A 24960-nucleotide genomic window follows, 5' to 3' on the forward strand; every position below is an offset into this window, starting at 1 on the left:
TCTAAATTCTTAAATCCCGACGAGCTCGCCACCCTGAGCCAAGTAGTGGGCCCAATCCGTGATGTGGGGGTTCTTGCGCAGCAGAGCTCGGCGCTGGCGCTCGGTCAGCCCGCCCCACACACCGAACTCGACGCGATTATCCAGGGCGTCAGCGCGGCATTCGGTCAGTACCGGGCAGTGGCGGCAAATGACGGCCGCCTTGCGCTGTTCCGCACCGCGAACGAAGAGGGCATCTGGGTCGCCCTTGCGGCATTTGGCCTGGGTGACCCACTCACCACGCTCGGGATTTCGGGCTGTATTAGACATTCCAGCAGTCTTCACACGAACGGTCATGGGTGAGTGTGCTCCTTCCCAGACGGAATACTATGTAACGCATCTGAGTCTATTCATCCAGGTAGAAGATTGTCTAACACGTCACACTTTAGGGGGTGCGAGTGATCTTCCACCTACCAAGGGCGACCACGTAGGGTATGGGGCGTGACTGTCATCAAATCTTTGGCCAAGATAGCCCTGTCTACGGTCTTGGTAGGCGCGCTCATCGCCCTGGCTCTTGCCCCCTTCGCGGGCATTTCCGGCGTGGCGATTGCCCGCACTAACGAAACCATGCAATCTGACCTGCAAGATCTGACTGCCGGCAATATCCCAGGCGTCACCACGATCAAAGACGCCAAGGGCAAAGACATGGCCTATGTCTTCAGCCAGCGCCGCCACCCGGTGGAGAGCAAGAAGATTTCTAAGGCCATGAAAAACGCCATCGTCTCCATTGAGGACGAGCGCTTTTATGATCACGAGGGCGTGGACTTCCAGGGCAATTTCCGCGCACTGTGGACCAACCTAACCTCGGGCGGCGTCTCCCAGGGCGCCTCCACCATCGATCAGCAGTACGTCAAGAACTACCTATTGCTGGTCTCTGCCACCACCGATGAAGAACGCGCCGCGGCCACCGAGCAATCCGTGGCCCGCAAGCTGCGCGAGATGCGCATGGCCACCAAGATGGATGCGGAATTGGATAAGGATGACATCCTCACCAACTATCTCAACCTGGTATCTTTTGGTAACCATGCCTATGGCGTCGAAGCGGCGGCCCGCACTTACTTCGGCACGCACGCTTCTGACCTCACGGTGCCGCAGGCAGCGATGCTGGCCGGCATGGTCCAATCCTCTGAGCGCCTCAATCCCTATACCAACGCTGAAGAAGTAACCGACCGGCGCAACCTAGTCCTGCAATCCATGGCGGATAACGGCCATATCAAGCAACAGGAAGCGGATAAATATAAGGGGGAGAAGCTGGGCGTCGGCAAGAAGCCCAAAACGCTGGCCAATGGCTGCATCGGCGCCGGCGACCGCGGTTTCTTCTGTGATTATGTACTGAAATACCTGGATAAGAAGGGCATTAGCGAGGAGCAGCTAGCGCGCGGCGGCTACACCATCAAAACCACGCTGGACCCAACGGTGCAGGATAAGGCCCTCGAGTCCGTCCAAAACCATACCAACCCGGATGCCCAAGGCGTGGCTGAAGTCATGAACGTCATCAAGCCCGGCAGGTCGGACCGCAAGGTGCTAGCCATGGTCTCCTCGCGCGATTACGGCCTGGACCTGGATAAAAATGAGACCATCCTGCCGCAGCCCTACTCCTTGGTGGGCAACGGTGCAGGTTCCGTCTTCAAGGTCTTTACCGCCGCGGCCGCGCTCGAAGCGGGCTATGGCATCAAAAACACCGTGGATGTGCCGACCCGCTACGAAGCGGAGGGCCTAGGCCACGGCGGCGCCGACGGCTGCCCGGCGGACCGCTACTGCGTGGAAAACGCTGGTGCCTATAAGGCCACGATGACGCTGCAGGAAGCGCTGGCGCACTCCCCCAATACGCCGTTTATCAAGCTCACGGAGCAGGTAGGCGTAGCACCCATCGTCGATATGGCCGTGCGTTTGGGCCTGCGCTCCTACGATGACAAGGGCAGCTTTGATAAAGACACCTCGATTGCCCAGCACACCAAGGACGCCAACTCCGGCTCCTTCACCTTGGGCCCGGACCAGGTCAACCCGCTGGAGCTTTCCAATGTCGGCGCCACGCTGGCCGCGGATGGCAGGTGGTGCGAGCCCAACCCCATCTCCCAGGTCACGGATAAGGAAGGCAACGAGGTCTATCTCAAGGAAACCCCGTGTGAGCAGGCCGTTGATAAGGGTGTTGCCCGTGCGATGAGCAACGCCCTGTCCGAGGACGCCAAGCAAGGCACGGCCAAGAATGCCGCCCAGGCGGCCGGTTACTCCAGCCCTATCGCGGCCAAGACCGGTACCACCGAGTCCAACCAGTCCTCCGCATTTTTGGGATTCAACGAGGGCATTTCCGCCGCGCCGTATATCTATAACGATGGCACCTCCACCGTCCCGCTGTGTACCGGCCCGGTGCGCCAGTGCGCGGGTTGGGGCAACCTCTACGGCGGCTTGGAGCCGGCGCAGACCTTCTTCAGCATGGCTACGCAGCTGCCGATAGCCACCAAGGCCGGGCTGCCGAATTACAACAAGAAGTACGACAACGGCACCACGGCCGATAAGACCCTTGATAGCCTGCGCGGCAAGTCCGAGGCCGAGGCCCGCCAGACCTTGGAGTCCAAGGGCTACGTGGTCAAGACCTCCCGGGTTATCGGCGGCAATGTTCCTTATGGCCGCGTGGTTCGCGCGATTACCGGCAAGGACGGCAAGAAGAAGGGCGCGGAGATTACGCTGCAGCTTTCCGACGGCGCCGGGGCCTCCCAATCCCCTTCCTCCGGCGTGGCCGACGCCGACTCCACCGGCGCACAAAATAGCACCGGCGGCGGTAATGCCGACGGTGCTACGAGCCCGGGCCGCTCGACTGGCGACACAGGCGGCAGAACGGGTAACGGTGGTGGCGGTACCGATACCGGCGGCGGGTTCTCGCCGGAAGACTTTGGCATCCGCCAAGAGGACATCGATAGCTTTGCTAACGATGTCCGCAGCCTCCTTGGCCGCTAAGCCTCGCCCGTTGCGGTCTCGTCCGCTTTAGCTCAGCTGGGACTTGACCTCAGCGGACAGGCGCTTGCCATCTGCCTGGCCGGCGGCCTTGGCATTGGCCACCTTCATTACTGCACCCATCTGCTTCATGGTGGGTGCTTCGCCGTTTTCGGCCTCTACCTCCGCGATAGAGTCCTTCACTAGGGCCTTAAGCTCGGACTCGTCCAGCTGGCGGGGTTGGTAGGCCTCGAAGAAGGGGACGTCGGCAAGCTCGGCTTCCGCCAGCTCCGGACGGCCGTTTTCCTCATAGACCTCGGCGGACTCGCGGCGCTTTTTAATCTCGCGCGCAATCACCTTGAGGATATCGGCGTCCTCCAGCTCATGCCGGGAGCCATTGGTCTCCTCGGCCTGGATGGCGGCCAGCAAGGCGCGGATGGCGCTGGTGCGCTGCTTCTCCTTGGCCTTCATTGCGGTTTTCAGATCTGCACGGATGGTTTGCTTTAGCTCGCTCATGCCTATCAATGTACGCCAGGTAGTGTGGTAGCCGTGAAACTTTTACGTATTCTTGGCGGCCTCACCGCTGCCGGCCTGGGCGCCGCGGCATGGGGCTATAGCGAACTGACCAAATTCGAGCTCAAGGAATATACGCTCCCCCTCCTGCCCAAGGGCACGCTGCGCGGTAAGTCGGAATTTCGGCTGCTGCATCTGTCCGATCTGCATATGATCCCCGGCCAGGAGACCAAGATTGCCTGGGTTTCTGCCCTCGACGCCCTAGAGCCGGACCTCGTGGTCAACACTGGCGATAATCTCTCCGACCAGCAGGCCGTTCCCGATACGTTGCGCGCTCTCGGTCCTTTGCTGGCTCGCCCCGGCCTCTTCGTCTTCGGCACCAATGATTACTGGGCACCGCAGCCGGTCAATCCCTTCAAGTACCTGCTGGGCAAAAAGCGCGAGCCCTCCTATGTGGACTTGCCGTGGCGCGGTATGCGCGCCGCCTTCTTGGAGCACGGCTGGCGCGATGCCAACCAGGCCCGCCATGAATTCAAGGTGGGCAATGTCCGCCTTGCCGTCGCCGGCGTGGACGATCCCCACCATGATCTAGATGACTACTCCGAAATCGCCGGCCCGCCCAACGAGGACGCCGACTTGTCCCTGGCGCTCCTCCATGCCCCCGAGCCCCGCGTGCTGGAAAAGTTCGCGGCCGACGGCTACCAACTCTCGCTGTCTGGACACACTCACGGCGGCCAAATCTGCCTGCCCGGCTCCCGCGCACTGGTAACCAATTGCGGCATCGACCGCGACCGCGTGCAGGGCCTCCACGACTTCGGCCCGATGAAGATGCATGTTTCCAATGGTCTGGGCACCTCCAAATTCGCCCCGGTACGCCTTTTCTGCCGCCCTTCCGCCACTCTGCTGAAAATCACCGAGGTGGACTAAACCCGGCCACCTGCCGTTTTGTTGATTGCGCTCAGCTTGCGTTAAAGTATCCAGGTACCGCTTTTCAAGGCGGAACGCCGGGATATGGCGCAGGTTGGTAGCGCGCTTCGTTCGGGACGAAGAGGTCGCAGGTTCAAATCCTGTTATCCCGACCAACAGCCCGCAGCTTTGCTGCGGGCCTTTTCGTTGTTACGCCAGCATCCCTACATTTCCCCGGGTGCTCTTGAGCGCTGAACTTAAACCTCGCTGAAAAGTCAGATGTTTTTCACCTAGACCAAATCCACTTATCAAGGCACCAACGACGGGTACCAGCCCCATAGAAATAATGGGATTTACTCGGCCGCAGATCAGAAGTCCCGCCGCCGCAGAGGTGAGGGTCGGACCCATGGCCGCAAGCCCGACTAGGCCCCCTTAGTGTCGCTTCACACGCCGACGATCTGCCATGCCCTACGCTACGCGGGCAAGCGAGTGTGCCCTAGGTTAAACCCCAACTATCGACAACGCTACTACTATCCCCAAAGCTCACACCGGTTTAAATTGAATTGCCTATAGATAATCGTCACCACGAAGCACTTCGCACTGCTTGAAAAAGTCCCCACCCCAGCAAAAGCATTCAACAAATTGCACGGAATTTTCCGCAAAATTGCAGCTAGGCACCCCACATATGGGAAACGACGCGGTGCCCCTACAGCGCCGCGTCGTCCCTATTCCCTATCACTCACAACGGATTGGAGAAACCGTTCGCCTACCCCCTAAGTAGGCTTTGTGAGCAAGACCAACTGTAGCACTCGCACAATGCAAACGGTAACGCGAATCAAAATTCCCAGTTTCCACCAATGTTTCTTATTCTTAGGTGTGCTTTTTCAGACCTAATGAACCGTAGGTTTGAATTTTCCTGTGGATGGAGCCCACCACTTTGCACTCAGCCCAATGAGAGTGATGGCGAGCAATACCGCAACGCCGGTCCACAACACGGCCTGTTCGCCTTCGTTACCCGCCGCCGTGACGGCCGCGGTAGTCCAATTCAGCGGCAAAAGATTAGAAACAATCTGCCAAACCTTAGAAACGCCGGCAATTGCCGCGGATTTCCATAGCCAACCCACCAGCGCGGTCTGGCCTATGCCAAACAGCGCGGCGAGGATGCTGCCGGCAGTAATACCGCATAGCCCGAGTAGGCCGCGGGTGATGGCCGCCATGGACAGCGCGCCCAGAAGGAGCGCCGCGCCGGCCCACACCGCAGCCACAGGGGTAAATCCGGTGGCGAGCACAAAGAGGAGGATTTCCCCGATGGCGACCGCGGCCAGCGTGCCGCCGAGGACCGTCAGCCATGGGCGGAATCCCACCTGCCAGGCCACACCGGCCGCGGCGCCTGCGAGCAGGACCAAAGCGGAGACCAACATCGCGACGATGGGGCTGAGCAGATGTGCCGGGCCGTCGGTCGCGGTATGCGCCGGCGGCAGGGCACGCTGAATTTCACCCACGTTGGTCTGGTTTTGGGCTGCCATGGTGGAGAGCTTGCCGGCGCCGTCGTCAAGCTTGTCCACGCCCTCCTGCGCCTCACCAACGCGCTTGTTCAGCTCCGCAATTCCCTCGTTGAGCTCCTGCGCACCGGATACGGCCTGGTTCACGCCATCGTGATAGGCATAGCCATTGACCGCCAACTGATTGGATAGATCGCGCGAGCCGTCCTTGAGCTTCTTGAGCTGATCAGTCACCGAATTATCCAGGCGGAAATTATTCACCTGTGCACGGAGATCGCCCAGCTGCGAGCGAATTTCCTTCGCTTCCTTGGACTTATTGCCTTCCAGGTCGCGCATCGTGCCATCGATGGCCTGCAGAATCTGCCCTTGGACGGCACCGAGGCCCACCACCTGGTCCACGGCACCGCCGACACCATCGGCCAGCTCCGTTGCACCGCCACCGAGCGTATTAGTTCCGGACTGCAGCTGATTGAGGCCGGCCACCAGTTCTTGGGAGCCGGTCGCCAGCTTGTCGACGCCCCCTCCGAGCTCATCCGCCCCCTTATTCAGCTCCCCTGTGCCGTCGTCAAGCTGCGTGGCGCCCGATTTAAGCATGCTCGCCTGTGCCTGCGCGCGGCTGGCCGCCTCGGCGGCTTCCTTCACCTCTGGCGAGGCGGAATTTTCCCGCGGCGCTCCAAATGGCTGCGCGGCGCTAGACCAGGTGTGGGCGGGTTCCCACTGCGCAAGGCCCGCCACCGCAGCGCCGATAATGAGCGGCAGGGCGAGCAGGAGGATCAAGAGGACGCTGCGCCACCGGGAGGGGGACGCAGCGTCTGGGGAGGCAAGGCGTGAGGTCATGGTAATGAACCTATCCTTGCAGGTCACTCCCCTGTTGCAGGCGCGCCGAACACCCCCGCATTGGCAGTTCCTCTACGATATATGGCATGTCCCACAATTATTCCCTATCCCCTTCCCGCTACCTCGCCGCTGCGGCCATCGCGCCGCTGTGCTTCAGCCTTGTTGCCTGCTCCAACGACGCCGATACCTCGGCAGAACCGGAGTTCTCCGACGCCACCGCCGCAAGCTCCTCGGCCGAGGAGACCTCGTCCGAGGAAACCACGAGCGAGCCCGCTACCTCGGAAGCCGCAGACACCGCCACTGAGACCGCGGCGGCCGAGCCCACTTCTGCGGAGGCAGCTCCCGCTGAGGACACCGCGGAATCCGGCAACGCAGAAAGCAAAACCCCGGCCGCCGTACCCGCCGACACCGGCCGCGGCGACTGCTCCCCAGAAGCGCTACAGCCCGCAGCTCCCACCATGACCAATATCCGAGTCAATAACTGCGATGGCCAGTGGGCCCACTTTGGCAAAGACAGCACGGACTGGACTGCCTGGGCGCGCTATGAGGGCGGCCAGTGGGTAGCCATTGAATCCATTGGCGAGGCAACCTCCGGCATGGCCGCCCCGTGCTACGACGTGGATAAGTGGGCCGCCGAGGGCGCTCCCGCCTTTGTTACGGAAAAGATGCGCCGCTGCGACTAGCCACACAGCAAGAAACCGCCCCCGTACCGTGCAGTAAAGCAACTCGGTACGGGGGCGGCGTCGTTAGCGCACAGGCCCTGCCGGGGAAGGGTTACTTCTTCTCGGCGTAGACCTCGCGCACGCGCTGGCCTAGGGCTGGGTGCACGTTGGTCCAGTATTCGTAGACGCGCTCCTCGGTCTCCTCGGATACACCGGCCATCGCGTTGGTGATATTGGTGACCAGGCGCTCCTTGGCGGCATCGTCATAGACGTTCTCGTACAGATCGCGCGCCTGCACAAAGTCATCGTCCTCGGCGTGGCGAACGTACGGTGCACGCACCAAGTCGCTGCCGTGGGACTCCGGATTGATGTAGAGCTCCGCCGCGGTGGTGGTCTCGAGCTGGGAGCGGTCGTTTACAGCGGCGTCGTCAAGCACGCCCGTACCCTTGTCGTGGCGGTTGGGCGAGTAGACCGGATCCTCCGGAGCATTGAAGAGGAACTGCATGCTGCCCTCGTGCTCGTAGGTATTGACCTCGTTCACATTCTGCGGCTGGTTAACCGGCAGCTGCTTGTAATTCGCGCCGATGCGGTAACGCTGCTGGTCAGCGTAAGCAAAGGCGCGGGCCTGCAGCATCTTGTCTGGGGATAGGCCAACGCCCGGCACAATATTGGAAGGATCGAGCGCCACCTGCTCAATCTGGGCAAAGAAGTTGCGCGGGTTGCGGTTGAGTACAAAGTAGCCCACATCGTGCAGCGGGTAGTCCTTCTTGGACCAGACCTTGGTCAGGTCGAAGGGGTTAAAGCGGTAATTCTCCGCCTCATCCAGCGGCATGATCTGCACCTTAACGTCCCAGATCGGGTAGTTGCCCTCCTCGATGGCGTTGTAAAGATCCTCGCGGTGGCAATCCGGGTTCTGGCCGGCGGTGGTGGTGGCCTCCTCATCGGTGAAGTTCTCCACGCCCTGGCGGGACTTGAAGTGATACTTGACCCAGAAAGCCTCGCCTTCTTCATTGACCCACTGGAAGGTGTGGGAGCCGTAGCCATTCTGGTGGCGGGTGGACTTCGGGGTGCCGCGGTCACCCATCAGATAGGTGACTTGGTGTGCGGATTCCGGGTTGCGGGTCCAGAAATCCCACTGCATATCGGCATCGCGCAGGCCATTGGTGCCTAGGCGCTTCTGGGAGTGGATGAAGTCTGGGAACTTAATGCCATCGCGAATGAAGAAGACCGGGGTGTTATTGCCCACGATGTCGAGGTTGCCCTCCTCGGTGTAGAAGCGCAGGGCAAAGCCGTGCACATCGCGCCAGGTATCCGGGGAGCCCTGCTCGCCGGCCACGGTGGAAAAGCGGCCCATCATCGGGGTGACGGTGCCCTTCTGGAAGACCTTGGCCTTGGTGTAGGCAGAGACATCTTCCGTGATGTGCAGCTCACCAAAGGCACCGTGGCCCTTAGCGTGCGGCGTGCGCTCGGGCACGCGCTCGCGGTTGAAGTGCGCGAGCTTTTCAATGAGGTGGATATCATTGAGCGCCACCGGTCCCTGCTGGCCCGCGGTCACCGAGGTGTTTTCGGACGGCACCGGCTGGCCCGAGGGGCGGGTGGTATTTCCCTTGCCAGCGGGGCGCTGGCCCTTGTTCAGGATGTCATCAGCGGTAAATTCACTCATTTTTGCCTCCTGGCAATTCGCGGTCAGTTCTTCCCAGTGTGGCAAAACTTTGCACGGTTGTCAGGGCTCGCCAAAGAGAGTAAAGGGTGCTGGTAGATTCATTCAGGTGACTCACCACTCCGCAGCAGACGACGCCCGCGTCACCGACCTCGCTCTTCGGGCCGGTCGCGGCGACCGCGCGGCCCTGACGGAGTTTATCAAGGCCACCCAGGATGATGTGTGGCGCTTGCTGGCGCACCTGGGCGGGCCCGAGGGGGCCGACGATCTCACCCAGGAGACCTATCTGCGCGTCATCAGCGCCCTGCCGCGCTTTGCGGCGCGGTCCTCCGCCCGCACGTGGTTGCTGTCTTTGGCCCGGCGCGTGTGGGTGGACAATATTCGCCACGATATGGCCCGGCCGCGGAAATCTGCCACCGAGTACGAAGACGCGATGGGTGCGGCGCCGGAAGAATCCACGGCGTGGAGCGAGTGGATCGACGCGCGTACGCTTATCGACGCCCTCCCGGCCGACCGCCGCGAAGCCCTCATCCTCACCCAGGTACTGGGCTATACCTATGAGGAGGCGGCCAAGATTGCCGGCGTGCGCGTGGGCACCATTCGCTCCCGCGTGGCGCGCGCCCGCAAGGATCTCATCGCGGGGACAGGTTAATACCCCCAAATAGCCCCCTGCGATTGCGGAGTTAATTTCACTCTCAAATTGTTACGCTCTGGTTACCTTGTATCCCGCGGGCCCCAGATATTGGCACTTAGCTGCACTTTACGCGCAATGAGTGGGGTGAACGAGGCCACAATGAGGGCGATTCTTGCCCGAAATATCTGTCCAATGTGTGGTTTATTAGTTGTGTACACACGTGATAAATCGACCGTCGATCCGGGCCCGCGCGATACCAATGCCGGGCCCGGCGCGTGTGAGTAAGAGAGTTTCTCCCTTTCATGTTAAAACGCGCAATCGGAATTTCCATGGCGTTTATCGGCGTCGTCGTGGGCGCAGGCTTCGCCTCCGGCCAGGAGGCCATGCAGTACTTCGTGGCCTTTGGTAACTGGGGCCTGTGGGGCATCGCCCTGGCCGCTGGTTTGATGATGATCACCGGCATCTCCATCCTGCAGCTCGGCTCGTACTTCCAGGCCGAGGAGCACACCGCTGTCTACGACAAGGTCGCATCGCCATTTACCGCCAAGATTTTGGACTGGTCCACCCTGGTGACCTTGTTCGCCATCGGCTTCGTCATGTTCGCCGGCGGTGGTTCGAATATCAATCAGCAGTTCCCGTCCATCCCAGTATGGGTGGGCGCCACCGCCATGCTGATTTTGGTGCTGCTCGTCGGCCTGATGGATGTCGACCGCGTAACCGCAGTCATCGGTACCATCACCCCATTCATCATCATCTTCGTGGTGCTTGCCACCGGCTATACCATCTTGAATGCAGACGTTGATTTCTCTGCCATGAATGACTGGGCGGTCAACAATGTTGATACCTCGCTGCCTAATTGGTGGCTAGCCGCACTGAACTACACCGGCCTAAACGTGATGACGGCAGTATCCATGTCCATCGTTATTGGCGGTAACTTCCTGGATAACCGTGCAGTTGGCGTCGGAGGCCTCATCGGTGGCCTGCTTTATCTCATCCTGTTGGCACTGTTGGTATTCGCCCTCTTCTTCGAGGCAGAGACCGTCAACGGCCAGGACATGCCGGTACTGAGCCTGATTACCAGCATCCACCCAGTCTTGGGCGTGCTGATGACCTTTGTCATTTACGGCATGGTCTTTAACACCGCCATCGGCATGTTCTACGCGCTGGGCAAGCGCTTGACCCGCAATAACCCCAAGCGCTTCTACCCGGTTTATGCCGGCGCCTGCATCATCGGCTTCATCTTGTCCTTCGTGGGCTTCCAGGCCTTGGTCAGCAACGTCTACCCAATCCTGGGCTACCTCGGACTGCTGATGATCGCGGTGATGGTCTTCAACCGCATCAAGAACGGCAGCAAGCTCTCGGATGAGTCCGACCGCCGCATGCGCGCACACGAGCTGGTATCCCGTCGTCTGGATCCGCGCAAGCGCTTTACCAAGAAGAACGAGCGCGAGCTGCGCAAGCTGGCTGCAGCATCCAATATGGAAACCACCGAGTTCGTCACCAATATCGCAGAAGAGATCCACGAGGAGCTCGAAAATGATGATGATATTGAGTATGACCGCGAAGATCCGGAGCCGTCCGTGACCTACGTGCAGCACACCAAGCCGGAGGTTCCGTCGTCCACTAGCGACCTCGACTTTGGCAAGAGGGGCACTGGTGCCGACTCCGATACTGGCACCGCCAAGCCGGTTTCTGAGGACTAACCCCTCGCCCACGGCTAATAAGCCAAAAGCTCGGCGCCCTCCTTTCCCACAACCAGGGAAGGAGGGCACCGAGCTTTGTAGTGCGACAGGCGGCGATGTAGCGCTGTGCTAGACGAGCAGCTCTGCAATCTGGATGGTGTTGAGAGCAGCGCCCTTGCGCAGGTTATCACCGGCAACAACGAGCACGAGGCCCTTGTTATCGTCCACCGTCTGGTCCTGGCGGATGCGGCCAACCAAGGACTCGTCGATGCCGGTGGCGGCGAGCGGAGTGGGGACGTCGGCAAGCGTAACGCCCGGAGCGCCGCCCAAAAGCTCGGTGGCCTGCTCTGGGGTGATGGGCTTATCGAACTCGGCGTGAATGGTCAGGGTGTGGCCGGTGAAGACCGGGATGCGCACGCAGGTGCCCGCTACCTTGAGTTCCGGAATGTCCAGGATCTTGCGGGATTCGTTGCGCAGCTTTTGTTCCTCGTCGGTCTCCAGGGAGCCATCATCAACGAGGTTTCCGGCCATCGGCAGGGCGTTATAGGCGATAGGTGCCACGTACGGCCCAAAGTCTTCGTCATCAATCGCGGAGCCGTCGTGGACCAATCCCACATTGTGCTCACCGACGGAATATACCTGCGCGGCCAGCGCCTGCACGCCGGCCAGACCGGAGCCAGACACCGCCTGGTAGGAGGACACGTGAAGCTTATTCAGGCCAGCGGCATCGTGGAGGACCTTCAGCACTGGCATGGCAGCCATGGTGGTGCAGTTCGGGTTCGCGATGATGCCCTTCGGGGTGTTCTTGGCTGCCTCGGGGTTGACCTCGGAAACGATGAGGGGAACCTCTGGGTCCTTGCGGTAGGCCGAGGAATTATCCACCACGGTCGCGCCGGCTGCGGCGAATACCGGGGCCCACTGCTTGGAGGTGGAGCCACCGGCGGAGAACAAGGCAATATCAACGTCTGCAACGGATTGCTCGGTAACCTCAGCGAGGTCTTCTACGGTAATCTGCTCGCCGCGGAATTCCAGTTCGGTGCCGGCGGAGCGAGACGAGGCGAAAAAGCGCACCTTATCCGCCGGGAAATTGCGTTCTTCCAAGATGGAGCGCATAACGCGGCCGACCTGGCCGGTAGCGCCTACGACTGCAACAGTGGTCATGACTTAAAAATCCTCTGTAGTTGCTTTTGGGTATTTAACGTCCGGTTCCAGCATAAACCGTGGCTTCTTCTTCGCCACCAAGCTGGAACTTATCGTGCAGCGCACGAGCGGCCTTATCCAGGTCAGCCTCGCGGGTGAGCACGGAGATGCGGATTTCGGAGGTGGAGATGAGCTCCATATTGACGTCGACGTCGCGCAGGGCCTCGGTAAACTCGGCGGTCACGCCCGGGTGGGACTTCATGCCGGCGCCGACGAGGGAGACCTTGCCCACCTGGTCGTCGTAAAGCACATTGGCCCAGCCGCCTTCGGACTTCAGCTTGGTCAACAGCTCCATGGCGCGCGGGCCGTCGGCACGCGGGCAGGTGAAGGTGATATCGGTGGTGCCATCCTCCAGGGAGGAGACGTTTTGCAAGACCATGTCGATATTGATCTCCGCATCGGCAATGACACGGAAAACCTTCGCTGCCTCCCCTGGGCGGTCCGGGATTCCAAGGACGGTGACCTTTGCCTCGGACTTATCGGTTGCTACACCAGTGAGTACTGCTTCTTCCACAGGAATATCCTCCATCGATCCGGTCACTAGGGTGCCGGGGTCATTTGAATAAGACGAGCGAACTCGCAAGGGTACATTGAACGCGCGGGCGTACTCCACGCTGCGCAGAACCAAAATCTTGGAACCTACCGCGGCCATCTCCAGCATCTCCTCAAAGGAGAGCTTGTCTAGCTTCTGCGCGTCCGGGACGATGCGCGGGTCTGCGGTATACACGCCATCGACATCGGAATAAATCTCACACACGTCCGCATTCAGCGCGGCGGCTAGCGCCACCGCGGTGGTATCGGAACCACCGCGGCCCAGCGTGGTGACATCGCGCGATTCCTTATTAACTCCCTGGAATCCGGCGACGATGCAGATCTTGCCCTCATCCAGCGCTTCAGTCAGGCGGCCTGGGGTAACGTCCACGATGCGGGCATTGCCGTGGCGCTCGGTGGTGAGCACGCCGGCCTGGGAGCCGGTAAAGGACTGAGCATGGGCACCCAGAGATTCCACGGCCATGGCCACCAGCGCATTGGAGATGCGCTCGCCCGCGGTCAGCAGCATGTCCATTTCGCGCCGTGGTGGCACGGGGTTGACCTGGGCGGCAAGGTCGAGCAACTCATCGGTGGTATCGCCCATGGCGGAGCACACCACAACGACGTCGTTGCCCTGCTTCTTGGTGGCCACGATGCGCTCCGCAACGGCGCGAATGCGGTCTGCGGATTCGAGGGATGAGCCGCCATATTTTTGCACGATCAGGGCCACGGTGAGGATGCCGCCTTTCGTCTTTCCAGGCATTTCCGGAGTGTGCGTTCGCGCGCGTCCAGAAATATCTGTCGGTCATTAGTCAAATACCCATGCTACCCCGCAGGGGTCTAGTCCTCATCATAATTCCTAGACAATGCTTGCTTTTTATTCACACGCCCGAGCGTAAAGCGCGCCATGCGCCGGCCGCCCCCCATGGAGAAAAACGCGCGCCATACAGCGCAGAATATGCATATAACAGGAATCTTTACTACCGTTGAGCGGGTGTTAAGCAACCTCCTCGCCATCTTTTTCGCGCTCGCATCCGCGCTGACGGTTGCTTGGGGCACAGTCATCCGCCACCGCATCGCCCTTGACGCCGATGATTCGGTCATGCGCGCCGCCATGTCTAACCCCTTGTGGTGGGTGGGCACCGCGGCCGCGATTGGCGCCTACGGCCTGCAGGTTATCGCGCTCGGCTTCGGCACCTTGCTGGTCGTCCAGCCCATCTTGGTGCTGTCCTTGATGTTTACCCTGCCGCTATCGGCGTGGTACTCCGGCCGCAAGATGCCCTTCCACGAAGTTTTCTGGTCCATTGCGCTGACCATCGCGGTGGGCATCATGGTCATCTACGGCCGACCGGTTGCCGGCAATCCCCGCCCAGAATGGAGCGATTGGTGGCCGGCGCTCCTCGTGGGGTTGACCACCCTCGCAATCCTCGGCGCGGCGGCCGCAAAGCTACCGAATCAGCGCCCCCTGGCATTGGGCACGGCCTGCGGCGTTATCTATGGCTTCGTCGCCCTGCTCTCGAAGGCCGTGGTGGATATTTTCACCCACGAAGGCCTCACCACCCTGCTGGCCAGCTGGCAGTTCTACGGCCTCATCGGCCTCGCGCTCACCGGCACGGTGGTACAGCAATATTCCTTCAACGCCGGCCCCCTGGCCCATTCCCTGCCGGCCATGACCATCTTTGAACCCATCGTGGCCTTCGGCTTGGGATACATGGTGCTGGGAGAGAAATTCCTCATCGATACGGCCGTCGGTTGGGCAATTATGCTCATCGCCCTGACCGTCATGGTGCTATCCACCATCGTGCTCTCCCGCAGCCCGGTGAGCCAGCGCGGCTAGATGGCCCACTCAAATACGCCGAGCATATAGGCCGAAAACCACGCGCCAAACAGGGCCCAGGCAATAACCGCCACGCTTGCCGACGCCCCCTTTTTCACCCACGGCAACAACACGATCACCGCCGGCAGGAGCAGCCGGGGCCGCGAGTGCATGATGCCATCAGAAAGCAGCACATTGGCCATGAGGACGGCGGAAAATAGCCAGGCCGCCAGCGGCAGGCGGCGCCACGCCAGCACCAGGCATACCGGGGCAGCGATCATTACGCCGGCGCTAAGCAGGTAGCCGCCATTGGTGGCCCCGGTGAGCGTCTCCCACAGCCACACCACCGTGGCTTTGCCGCCATCAAAGCCGGAATTCCAATGTTCCTTCTGGATACCAAAGTAACCGCCGACATCTTTCAAATGGCTGCTCGACCACCACAAATACCCCACCAGCGGCACGACCGAAAACGCCACCGCGGCCCAGGCTCGCCAGTCCTTTCGGGCCCGCAGCAGCACCATAAGCCCAAAGACCGCAACAAGGTCCACCGCGGTAAGGCGCACGAGCCCGGCCACAAAGATATACGCCGCGGCGGCCCACCAGCGCTCGCCCACCAGCGCCACCACCGCCCAGATAGCCAGTGCCCCGAAAAGCGCCTCGGTATACGGCATAGAAAACACGATGGACATCGGCGCGCTGGTTACCACTACGGCGCTGAGCACCTGGGCCCACTTCCCCATGCCCATCTGCGCGGCCAGGGCCATCACCCCGGCGGCCAGCGCAATGCTAAAGAGCACGTTAAGCGCAATAGCGGTGCCGGCCTCGCCGGTTCCCAGGATGCCGCTTACCGCGCGCACCAGGAAGGGAAAGCCCGGGAAGAAGGCCATGGTCGTCTCATGGACCGGCCCATCCGTTGAGATATCCGCACCGAAGTAACCGCCGCGGGCGATTTCTACGTAGTGCTTGGCGTCCCACTTATTAAGCAGTCCCCAGAGCTTATCGTCCTGCACGGCGGCCACCGCCGCGAGCACGCCCACGCGCACTGCGGCTCCGATGAGCGCAACGAGCGCAGCAGGCGCCCACAAGTAGCGCAGTAAGGACGACGAGTTGGACACGGCATTGCGGGCGGTAGACACGAAAGGCATAGTACCGCACCGCCGTCGCGTCTCATTGAATGAAATCTCTTGCCACATAGTGAGAGAGCCTGTAGTGTGACCGATATGGCACAGCGGATTGACCTACTCCTTATCTGCCGCGGCGGGATTTCGGCCTAAATACTGGCCAGCGCCCCGTCGCGGAGTCCGGCTACCCAAGCCCAGCTGGCCGTCTCCCCATAGACACCACAGACAAGGAAACCGCACCACCATGTCCCCCACTGACTCTTTTATCAGCGCCCCTCGCGATATCACCACCCCTAACGGCCCGCGCCGCGAAGGCCAGCCCATGTGGAATAAGCAGCGCGGCTCGGCCATGCCCCACGAGCGCTACCAACCCTTCGCCGTCGAGGTGGAAGACATCGACCTGGCGGACCGCACGTGGCCCAGCAAGAAGATCACGAACGCCCCACAGTGGTGCGCGGTGGATCTGCGCGATGGCAACCAAGCGCTGATTGATCCCATGAGCCCAGAGCGCAAACACCGCATGTTCGACCTGCTGGTCAAGATGGGCTACAAGGAAATCGAGGTCGGCTTCCCGTCCGCCTCCCAAACGGATTTCAACTTCGTCCGCGAAATCATCGAGGGCAATAAGATTCCCGATGACGTCACCATCCAGGTGCTAGTCCAAGCGCGCGAACGCCTCATCCGCCGCACCTTTGAGGCCTGCGAGGGCGCCAAGAACGTCATCGTGCACTTCTATAACTCCACCTCGAAGCTGCAGCGCCGTGTGGTCTTCCGCAAGGACAAGCCCGCCATCAAGAAGCTGGCTACCGACGCCGCCGCACTCATCAAATCCATCGCCGCGGACTACCCAGACACCACGTGGCGCTGGGAGTACTCCCCCGAATCCTTCACCGGCACCGAGCTAGACTACGCCCGCGAGGTCTGCAATGAAGTAGTAGAGATCATGGATCCCTCCCCTGATAACCCAATGATCATCAACCTGCCCTCCACCGTGGAGATGATCTCGCCCAATGTCTACGCCGATTCCATCGAGTGGATGCACCGCAATCTAGCCCGCCGCGAGGACATCGTGCTCTCCCTGCACCCGCATAATGACCGCGGCGAGGGAATCGCCGCCGCCGAGCTGGGCTTTATGGCCGGCGCGGACCGCATCGAAGGCTGCCTGTTTGGCAACGGCGAGCGCACCGGCAACGTCGATCTCGTCACTTTGGGCCTGAACATGCTCACCCAGGGCGTGGACCCGCAGATCGATTTTTCTGATCTGCCGCAGATTCGCGAAACCGTTGAATACTGCAACCAGCTGCGCGTGCCGGAGCGCCACCCCTATGGCGGCGAGTTGGTCTTTACCGCCTTTTCCGGTTCCCACCAAGACGCCATCAACAAGGGCTTGGATGCGCTGGCAGCCACCATCCGCCCCGGCGCGAACAATACCGAGGTCTCGTGGGAAGAACTGCGCGCAGCCATCTGGGAGGTTCCCTACCTGCCTATCGATCCGAAGGACGTGGGCCGCGACTACCAGGCGGTCATCCGCGTCAACTCCCAGTCCGGCAAGGGTGGCGTTGCCTACATCATGAAGACCGACCACGGCATCAATATGCCGCGCGCCATGCAAGCGGAATTTTCCACCGTGGTGCAAGAAATCACCGACTCCGAGGGCGGCGAGGTCAATTCCAAGAATATGTGGGACATCTTCGCCACCGAATTCCTTGATCGCGAGACCCCGCTGGCTGTGGAGGCCTTCCACATGGACAACTCCCCGGCCGCTGACGGTGACGTCGCCGTGACCGCCACGGTTGCCTTCCGCGGGGAAAAATCCACCGTCTCCGGCACCGGCAACGGCCCCATCGCGGCGTATGCCAACGCGCTGGAATCCCTGGGCATCGACTTCGAGGTCATGGAATACTCCCAGCAGTCCCGCTCCGCCGGCGACGACGCTGAGGCCGCCTGTTATATCGCCGCCGACGTCAACCAGAACAAGGTCTGGGGAGCAGGCATCGCCGGATCCACCACGCGGGCTTCCATCAACGCGATTAACTCCGCCGTCAACCGCGCCTTGGCCTAAGCCCAGCCGCCGGTGCTACACACCAGCGCCGCGCCCCGGCGTGGTAGAAGGGTGGGTATGCCTTCTTCTACCTACCTCATTCCGCACCGCGGCTTGGGCGCCGTGCAGGCCCTGCCCATCTATGGTGCGCAGACGAAGGAAAACCAGGAATTCACCGTCACCTTGGCGCCCCGCCAGGACGGTGGCCTGGAGGTGCGCACCGACTCCCCCATCGGGCACATCACCAGCGCAGACCGCGCCGAATACCCCGAGATAGATCTGCTCTTTCGCGCCGGGCTCACCCCTGCGGCCACCGCCGCGCCGCAGCCCGATGGATCCCTATCCCTGCTGTTGCCTCGGCCGGGCCTCTGCCTGCCGGCCAATAACCCGCCAGCCGGCCCGTGGACAATGCTGGGCTATGCCCCGCCCATCAACATCACCGACCTGCCCGCGGATTTGGATATCCCCGCCCACGCCCGCATGCACGTATTGGTGACGCTTTCACCCAGCACCACCGGCTCCGGCGCCGATGCTTATTTGGGCCCGCAGTGGGTGGGGCGGCTGGAAGGGGTGGACGTCGCCAAGCAGGGCATAACCCTAGCCCACGCCTACCATGCGCCGCGCAGCACTGGCCGGGTGCTCAGCATCTATGCGGGAGCGCCGCTGCCGGATTCAAAGGAAGCCTCGCTTGCCGACGCCACCCCTACCTCCCCCGCCGCCACCGAAACCTTCGAAACCACGAGCTTCCGCGCCGTCAACGTCGATGACTCCGCACCGCGCCGTCAGTGGCGGCCTGCCCTCATTGCCCTACTGATGATTGCAGCGCTTATCGCCGTACTTATTTTCATCCTGTAGAAACTTTTGCTCAGGACAACGCCCCTTATTCACCGGCAGGGGAAATTGGAAATGGCCCAAGTCAACGCCTAAAATGCAGTGTTACTATTCCCCCGTATCGAAAGACCCCAATGACTTCGCTGGATTCCGCCACCTACGTGGTCCCCGACCACGGTTTTGGCGTGATCCATAATCTGCCCGTCGGGGATGTTCCGCCAGAAGTTTTCAGCGAATTGCTCGAGTCCACCGCCGCGGAAGGCGGTTACTTCTCCGCGGAGCTCGGTCCCCGCACCGCCCAGGAAGGCTTCGCGGTGTGGATCGGCGATTCTCTCCTTGGCCGCCTCAGCGCCGCTGACTCCCAGGCCTACGCCCTCTTTGACTGGATTCTCAGCGCCGGCCTACGCCCGCACACCACCGCCCATGTGAGCATGACGGACGCCTCCGGCAAAGAATGGCCCACGCTCAACCTGCTCCTGCCGGCACCGCACCTGTGCATCCCCGCCAATAACCCGCCGACGCAGCGCTGGACCATGCTGCCCGGCGAGACCACCGCCACGATGACGGAATTTTCCAAGGACGTCACCGGCTTTCCGCAAACCGACGAGCACTATCTCGTCTCTTTGCACACCCGCGGTTTCCTGCGTCGAAATACCGTTGATGTCTATGTCAATAGCACCTTCTTAGGCTCCCTCCCGCGAGACGCCGCCCGCGAGATTGCCCCCGCCGTCCTCGACTGCACCAAGACCGGCCGCCTCGCCATTGCCCACGGCTACTTCCACTACAACGCCGATGACCGCCCCGCGCTGACCATCTACGCGCACAACGCCGCCAATAAGCACCACGCCGGCCTAGTTTTGGGCGTTGTCGCCGGTGGTGCCGCCGTCATGTCCGCAGCCACCGCAGCCCGCGCACAGGCCGCATCCGCTGTTCCCGGCGGCACTACTGCCGGTGCCACCACCGCCGGCGCTTCCGCAACCAGCGGTTTCAGTGTCACCTCTGCAGCCGGTGCTGCTGGCGCTTCCGGTGCCGTGACCTCGAACCTGCTGGCCGCAGCCGGCGTCGCCGTGCTCGTTGGTGGCGGTGCCACCGTGGCCACCAACCTACTGAGCGACGACGAAGCCCTTTCGGACTCCAACGCGCATTCCACCGCTCCTGCTCCGGAAGGCAACCATTCTTCCCACTTCGACGGCAATGGCCCCAAGCGCCCCGCGCACCCCGCCACGCCGCGCATCTACGATGCCGGCCCCACCAGCGGTACCTCGGCTCCGCCCCCGCTTGCCGACGCCCCCTCCTCTCCAGCACCGCACCGCCCCACCTTCACTTCGCAGACCACGAAAAAGCCCAGCGCGACGCACTCTCCCCACGCTGACCGTGCCCAGACCCACGCCCCTGCCTCCGACAACCGACGTGGCCACCACAGCGAACCCCGCGGCGGCCACCACGGCGAGGATTCCCAGTCAATTTCCCGCGCCGCCTCCGCCGCGGCTTCTGCCGCCATGGCCGCAGCCAATGACGTCGCCTCGGCCCCGGCCCCAGCCCCAGCACCGTCTCAGACCACGCCTGCCGCGACGCCATCCTCCAGCTCAGAACCCGCACCCCAGGTAGCGGCGGCCAAGACGCCGACCGCAACCTCCTCGTCCTCCCAGTCTGCAGAGCCTTCCCAGACCACGGAGTCTACGAAGAGCACGACATCTGCGGAGCCGTCCTCTGCGGCATCCTCGCCTGCCAAGCCGTCCGATCTGCCGACCTCAAGCACATCTACCTCGGAAAAGACAACTTCCGAGAAAACGACGACTGAAACCACCACCGCAGCCTCGACGGAAAAGCAGACCGCAGAGCCTTCCAGCTCCGCCACCAGTTCTGCCACGAGCGAGCCAACGTCTGAGCCGACCCAGGCTGCAGACTCGTCTACGTCTACCTCTGCGTCCTCTACGTCCACTTCGGCACAGCCCGAGCCCGAATCTTCAGAGCCTGCGTCCTCGGATTCAAAGCCCTCGGAGTCGACCGCACCTACGACGACGTCTCCGTTGCTGACCTCGGAGTCCGAGCCCGAGCCTAAGCCGGCGCCGGTTACCACCGCGCCAAGCACCACTATCGCAGGTTCCGAGCTCGAGCCGACGCCAGAGCCGGAGACTACTGCTCCTACGACGACGATCCCTGGCTCAGAAATCGACCCCACCCCCGAACCAGAGATCCCTGTAGAGCTCGAACCGGCGCTGCCTATGCCGTACCGCAGCGCACCGGATGGACCGGAGATGCCGCTGGTACCGTCCGAGCCGGAAGAGCCGGAAGAACCGGAGAAACCGGCAGAACCGGCAGAGCCCGCAGAGCCGGAGGAACCGGGGCGACCTGAGGAGCCCGAGGAGCCAACGACTCCGCCGAAGGTCATTGTCATCGTCGTCGAAAATTAAGCGGCGCGTCCTGTCCCCCTGCACGAAATGCGGGATACTACACTGAGTTTAATGAACAACACACCTGGCCCCTCCCCGCAGCACACGCCGGCGTCGGCCCCAGCGCCGTCGCCCGCGACGGTGGCTTCGCGCCACGCGGCCAGGTCCACAGCACCCAAACCGGGCGCAGAACAGCGACGCACTCGGCCGCGCCGCGCGGTGCGACCGTCCGGCGAACCAGACGCCGCAAAACCCAAGCCAAAACCGAAGCCGAAGCCGCACCCACCAGCCCATCACGAGCGACCTGCCGCGCCGGAGGCAGCTAACAAGAAGCCGCAGCAGCCGCAGCAGGCCGAATCATCCACCGATGCGGCCGACTACCCCTACGTGGCGCTGACCCTACAGACCACCGGCATCCACCCCAGCACCGGGCGCATCGTGACTATCGACGCCGTTGCTTTCAACGACGCCGGCGAACACGGCCAGCTCTTCCACGCCGTCCTCAAGCCCGATATCGACGCCGGACCGCGCCACCTCCACGGGCTGAGCACCACCGATATTGAGCAGGCACCAGCTTTTGGCAAGATCCTTAAATCGCTGGACAAGCTTATCGACGGCCGCACGCTCATCGTCCACGATCTCCCCTATACCTGGGGCTTTCTCGTCGCCGAGGCCCGCCGCGCCATGATGGCCGCCGCGCGCCAAAACCGGGCGCGCAACCGCGGCCGCAACAAGGGCCGCCGGCGCCGCCAAAAGGTCGGACACGTCCCCACGCCGGTGCGCATTATCGATACCTTGGCCACCTCCTATGCGCAGCAGGTGCGGTCGAATGATGTGCGGTTGGGGGGCGTCGCCAAGCAGAGCGGCCTGGACGCCACGCCGAAAGCCTCGGTGGAGCGCGCCGGCCGGCCCGAGCCAGAAACCTCCCGCGAGGACACCGAGCTGCTCATCGCGCTCTACCGCCAGCAAGAAGGCGGCACGGTGCGCAGCTATGCGCCGGATGACGTGCGCGCCGATCGCTTCGGCCTGCAACGCTCCCACGTGCGCGTCGACGCCGCCGAGGCCCCCGTCCAGCACCACAACCCCGGCAAGTACGAGCCGGGCAAGGAGCTGCGCCGCGGCATGGAAATCGTGGTCGCACCGGAAATCCTCGAGGACCCAGACACCATCATCGCCGCGCTCATGCGCGAGGAGCTCAATTATTCGGAAAAGCTTACCCGCGAGTCCTCGCTGGTGGTCTGCAATGTCACCACGGATCTGGTGGGCAAGCCCATGCATGCCCACCGCAAGGGCATTCCGCTGATGTCGGATGCGGCGTTTCTTGACGCCCTCACGCGCATCGAAGACGCCGAGCCCGAACCCGAATCCGCTAAGCCTGCGCCGCGGGCCCAACGCTCGCCGCAGAACAACAAAAAGGGCGGCGGCAAGAACCATAAGCGCCGTCGTCGCCGCGGCGGCCGCGGAGGTCGCGGCAGGGGCCGACGAAATTCTGGCGGCTCGGCGGGGAAAAAGAACGACTAGGCCGCCCGCCCGACTACCCTAGGGGACATGAGTTTTAGAGTCCCGGGTGCGTTGAAGAAGTTGCGCACCACCACCGCCACTACCGCCGCGAAGCTGGCCACCACCGCTTCCCGCGCCACCGGCCGTGGCGCCGGCGGCATGATCGGTGGTCTAATCGCCAATGCCATTGACCCTTCCATCATGACCAACCTGGGTGGTGGGCGCCCAGCCGTGCTGGTTACCGGCACCAACGGCAAGTCCACCACCACCCGCATGTTGGCCGCCGCGGTCCGCGCCGAGCACACCGTAGCCACCAACGACGGCGGCGACAACATGGACGCCGGCATCATCTCCGCGCTCATGGCCGGCAAAGACGCCTCGCACCTGGTCCTCGAGGTGGACGAGCTCCACGTGCCCCACGTAGCCGATAACCTCAACCCGCAGGCCCTAGTCCTGCTCAACCTCACCCGCGACCAGCTGGACCGCGTGGGCGAAATCAACAAGATTGAGCGCGCCCTGCGCGGCGCCGTGGAGGCTCACCCAGACATGCTCGTCATCGCCAATTGCGACGACGTGCTCATGACCTCCGTGGCCTATGACGCCAAGAATGTCATCTGGGTCTCGGCCGGCGCCGGCTGGCTCGGCGATTCCGTCACCTGCCCCCGCACCGGCGGGCACGTCGTGCGCACCGAGGATGACTGGTACGCCGTTAAGCCGCTTGCCGACGGCCGCGAATTCCGCCGGCCGCAGCCTACCTGGGGCGTCGATAAGCATGGCATCATCACCCCGACCGCCAAGCGCCCGCTGAACCTGGCGCTGCCCGGCCGCGCGAACCGGGGCAACGCCGCCCAAGCCATCGCCGCGGCCGTGCAGGGCTTCGGTGTGGACCTCGATAAGGCCATTGCGGCCGCTGAGGGCATCGACGACGTCGCCGGCCGCTACTCCACCATCCACTGGAAGGGCCGCGAAATACGCCTGCTGCTGGCCAAGAACCCGGCCGGCTGGCAAGAAGCCCTGTCCATGGTGGACCGCAGCGCCGATGGCCTGGTCATCGCCACCAACGGCCAGGTGGCCGATGGCATCGACATGTCCTGGCTCTGGGACGTGAAATTCGAAGGCTTCAATGGCTTAAGCGTCAAGGCCGCCGGCGAGCGCGGCACCGACCTGGCCGTGCGCCTGGTCTACGCCGATATCTCCCACGAGCTCATCCCGGACCCAATGGACGCGCTCGCCGCCTGCCCGGAGGGCCGCATCGAGGTCCTCGCCAACTACACCGCCTTCCGCGATTTGAAGAAGGCGCTATCCAAGGAGGCCACCAATGCTTAATATCGGCCTAGTGCTTCCCGACGTCCTCGGTACCTACGGCGACGACGGCAACGCCCTCGTCCTGCGCCAGCGCGCCCGCATGCGCGGCTTCGAGGCGGAGATTCACCCCATCCGCTTGGGCGAGCCCGTGCCCGAGACGCTGGATATCTACACCCTCGGCGGCGGCGAAGATACCGCGCAGATCCTGGCTGCGGACCACCTCATCGCTGACGGCGGCCTTACCCGCGCTGCTAACGCCGGCCGCCCCATCTTCGCCATTTGCGCCGGCCTGCAAGTCCTCGGCGAATCCTTCCGCGCCTCCGGCCGCGTTATCGACGGCGTCGGACTGCTCGACGCCACCACGGCCGGCATGCAGGACCGCGCCATCGGCGAGGTGGCCTCCAAGCCCACCCGCGCCGGAGTCACCGCGGACCTCACCGAACCGCTGACCGGCTTCGAAAACCACCTAGGTGCCACCATCCTCGGCCCCTCCGCGCAGCCGCTCGGCACGCTCACCCGCGGCAATGGCAATGCCGACCAGGCCGCCACCGCCGATCTCAGCGACGGCTCCGCCCAGCGCACCTACGAAGGCGCCGTCCAAGGCAGCGTCATCGCCACCTATATGCACGGTCCGGCGCTGGCTCGAAACCCGCAGCTGGCCGATCTCCTCCTCGCCCAGGCCATGGGCGTGGCCCTCGCGGACCTCGAGCCGATTGAGATTCCGGCCGTCGACCGCCTGCGCGTCGAACGTTTCAACGCCTCCGAGCCCCCGCGCTCCCAAAGATAGGCTCAAACCTGTGGATAACTTCGCCCGGCGGCCGCGAAACCCCCGAGTTATCCACAGGCTCGGCCGCTTCCC

At 62.6% G+C, this 24960-nt stretch carries 19 protein-coding genes and 1 tRNA gene; 13 read left to right on the forward strand and 7 right to left on the reverse strand.

The window, feature by feature from the left end:
• Positions 1–9 precede the first annotated feature (9 nt).
• A complete protein-coding gene (locus I6J28_RS01860) occupies positions 10–333 on the reverse strand; it encodes a WhiB family transcriptional regulator (protein ID WP_005323132.1) in 324 nt (107 codons plus the stop codon).
• Between the two features lie 144 nt (positions 334–477).
• Between I6J28_RS01860 and I6J28_RS01865 the strand changes: the two genes are divergently transcribed.
• The gene (locus tag I6J28_RS01865) at positions 478–2991 is read left to right on the forward strand and encodes a transglycosylase domain-containing protein (protein WP_204610439.1); all 2514 of its coding nucleotides are present in this window, start codon (positions 478–480) and stop codon (positions 2989–2991) included.
• A gap of 27 nt (positions 2992–3018) precedes the next feature.
• Here I6J28_RS01865 and I6J28_RS01870 read toward each other — a convergent pair whose 3' ends face one another.
• Positions 3019–3483: a GatB/YqeY domain-containing protein gene (locus I6J28_RS01870; protein ID WP_204610441.1), complete on the reverse strand. Its 465-nt coding sequence runs from the start codon at positions 3481–3483 to the stop codon at positions 3019–3021.
• Positions 3484–3516: 33 nt separating this feature from the next.
• On the opposite strand from I6J28_RS01870, the gene I6J28_RS01875 reads away from it, so the two are divergent.
• Together I6J28_RS01875 and I6J28_RS01880 are read left to right on the forward strand one after the other, a co-directional pair.
• On the forward strand, positions 3517–4407 hold the full coding sequence (locus tag I6J28_RS01875) for a metallophosphoesterase (RefSeq protein WP_204610443.1): 891 nt from the start codon (positions 3517–3519) through the stop codon (positions 4405–4407).
• 78 nt (positions 4408–4485) lie between these two features.
• Positions 4486–4562: transfer RNA gene (locus tag I6J28_RS01880), tRNA-Pro, on the forward strand.
• Between the two features lie 714 nt (positions 4563–5276).
• Here I6J28_RS01880 and I6J28_RS01885 read toward each other — a convergent pair.
• On the reverse strand, positions 5277–6725 hold the full coding sequence (locus I6J28_RS01885) for a hypothetical protein (RefSeq protein ID WP_204610445.1): 1449 nt from the start codon (positions 6723–6725) through the stop codon (positions 5277–5279).
• Positions 6726–6811: 86 nt separating this feature from the next.
• Here I6J28_RS01885 and I6J28_RS01890 point away from each other — a divergent pair, with 86 nt between their 5' ends.
• The gene (locus I6J28_RS01890) at positions 6812–7408 is read left to right on the forward strand and encodes a hypothetical protein (RefSeq protein ID WP_204610447.1); all 597 of its coding nucleotides are present in this window, start codon (positions 6812–6814) and stop codon (positions 7406–7408) included.
• Between the two features lie 91 nt (positions 7409–7499).
• Here the strand turns inward: I6J28_RS01890 and I6J28_RS01895 are convergent, their stop codons facing one another.
• Complete coding sequence (locus tag I6J28_RS01895; RefSeq protein WP_204610449.1) at positions 7500–9050, reverse strand: catalase; 1551 nt, start codon at positions 9048–9050, stop codon at positions 7500–7502.
• Positions 9051–9156: 106 nt separating this feature from the next.
• Between I6J28_RS01895 and I6J28_RS01900 the strand changes: the two genes are divergently transcribed.
• Together I6J28_RS01900 and I6J28_RS01905 are read left to right on the forward strand one after the other, a co-directional pair.
• Complete coding sequence (locus I6J28_RS01900; RefSeq protein ID WP_204610451.1) at positions 9157–9699, forward strand: RNA polymerase sigma factor; 543 nt, start codon at positions 9157–9159, stop codon at positions 9697–9699.
• A 284-nt stretch (positions 9700–9983) separates the two neighbouring features.
• Positions 9984–11384: a YkvI family membrane protein gene (locus tag I6J28_RS01905; protein ID WP_204610453.1), complete on the forward strand. Its 1401-nt coding sequence runs from the start codon at positions 9984–9986 to the stop codon at positions 11382–11384.
• A 108-nt stretch (positions 11385–11492) separates the two neighbouring features.
• Here the strand turns inward: I6J28_RS01905 and I6J28_RS01910 are convergent, their stop codons facing one another.
• Entirely contained in the window at positions 11493–12524 is a 1032-nt protein-coding gene (locus I6J28_RS01910; RefSeq protein ID WP_204610455.1) for an aspartate-semialdehyde dehydrogenase, read from the reverse strand.
• Positions 12525–12558: 34 nt separating this feature from the next.
• Positions 12559–13824, reverse strand: coding sequence for an aspartate kinase (locus I6J28_RS01915; RefSeq protein WP_005323151.1), 1266 nt, complete (start codon positions 13822–13824; stop codon positions 12559–12561).
• 228 nt (positions 13825–14052) lie between these two features.
• Here I6J28_RS01915 and I6J28_RS01920 point away from each other — a divergent pair, with 228 nt between their 5' ends.
• Positions 14053–14931 carry a DMT family transporter gene (locus tag I6J28_RS01920; protein ID WP_204610457.1) on the forward strand — a complete coding sequence of 293 codons (879 nt, stop codon included), beginning with the start codon at positions 14053–14055 and terminating at the stop codon, positions 14929–14931.
• Here I6J28_RS01920 and I6J28_RS01925 read toward each other — a convergent pair.
• Positions 14928–16055: a mannosyltransferase family protein gene (locus I6J28_RS01925; RefSeq protein ID WP_204610459.1), complete on the reverse strand. Its 1128-nt coding sequence runs from the start codon at positions 16053–16055 to the stop codon at positions 14928–14930. The genes I6J28_RS01920 and I6J28_RS01925 overlap by 4 nt on opposite strands.
• A gap of 220 nt (positions 16056–16275) precedes the next feature.
• On the opposite strand from I6J28_RS01925, the gene leuA reads away from it, so the two are divergent.
• The 6 genes from leuA (at position 16276) to I6J28_RS01955 (ending at position 24888) form a co-directional block, all read left to right on the forward strand.
• Complete coding sequence (gene leuA / locus I6J28_RS01930) at positions 16276–18093, forward strand: 2-isopropylmalate synthase (RefSeq protein WP_204610461.1); 1818 nt, start codon at positions 16276–16278, stop codon at positions 18091–18093.
• A 57-nt stretch (positions 18094–18150) separates the two neighbouring features.
• Positions 18151–18927: a hypothetical protein gene (locus I6J28_RS01935; RefSeq protein ID WP_204610463.1), complete on the forward strand. Its 777-nt coding sequence runs from the start codon at positions 18151–18153 to the stop codon at positions 18925–18927.
• 110 nt (positions 18928–19037) lie between these two features.
• Entirely contained in the window at positions 19038–21317 is a 2280-nt protein-coding gene (locus I6J28_RS11700; protein ID WP_239454639.1) for a hypothetical protein, read from the forward strand.
• A 198-nt stretch (positions 21318–21515) separates the two neighbouring features.
• Positions 21516–22817: a DNA polymerase III subunit epsilon gene (locus I6J28_RS01945; protein ID WP_204611384.1), complete on the forward strand. Its 1302-nt coding sequence runs from the start codon at positions 21516–21518 to the stop codon at positions 22815–22817.
• 27 nt (positions 22818–22844) lie between these two features.
• Positions 22845–24122, forward strand: a complete 1278-nt coding sequence (locus tag I6J28_RS01950; protein WP_005323158.1) for a Mur ligase family protein — start codon at positions 22845–22847, stop codon at positions 24120–24122.
• Entirely contained in the window at positions 24115–24888 is a 774-nt protein-coding gene (locus I6J28_RS01955; RefSeq protein WP_204610465.1) for a type 1 glutamine amidotransferase, read from the forward strand. The genes I6J28_RS01950 and I6J28_RS01955 overlap by 8 nt, the downstream gene beginning before the upstream one ends.
• Positions 24889–24960 lie beyond the last annotated feature (72 nt).

The organism is Corynebacterium tuberculostearicum (genome assembly GCF_016894265.1).
Taxonomy (GTDB): Bacteria; Actinomycetota; Actinomycetes; order Mycobacteriales; family Mycobacteriaceae; genus Corynebacterium; species Corynebacterium tuberculostearicum_D.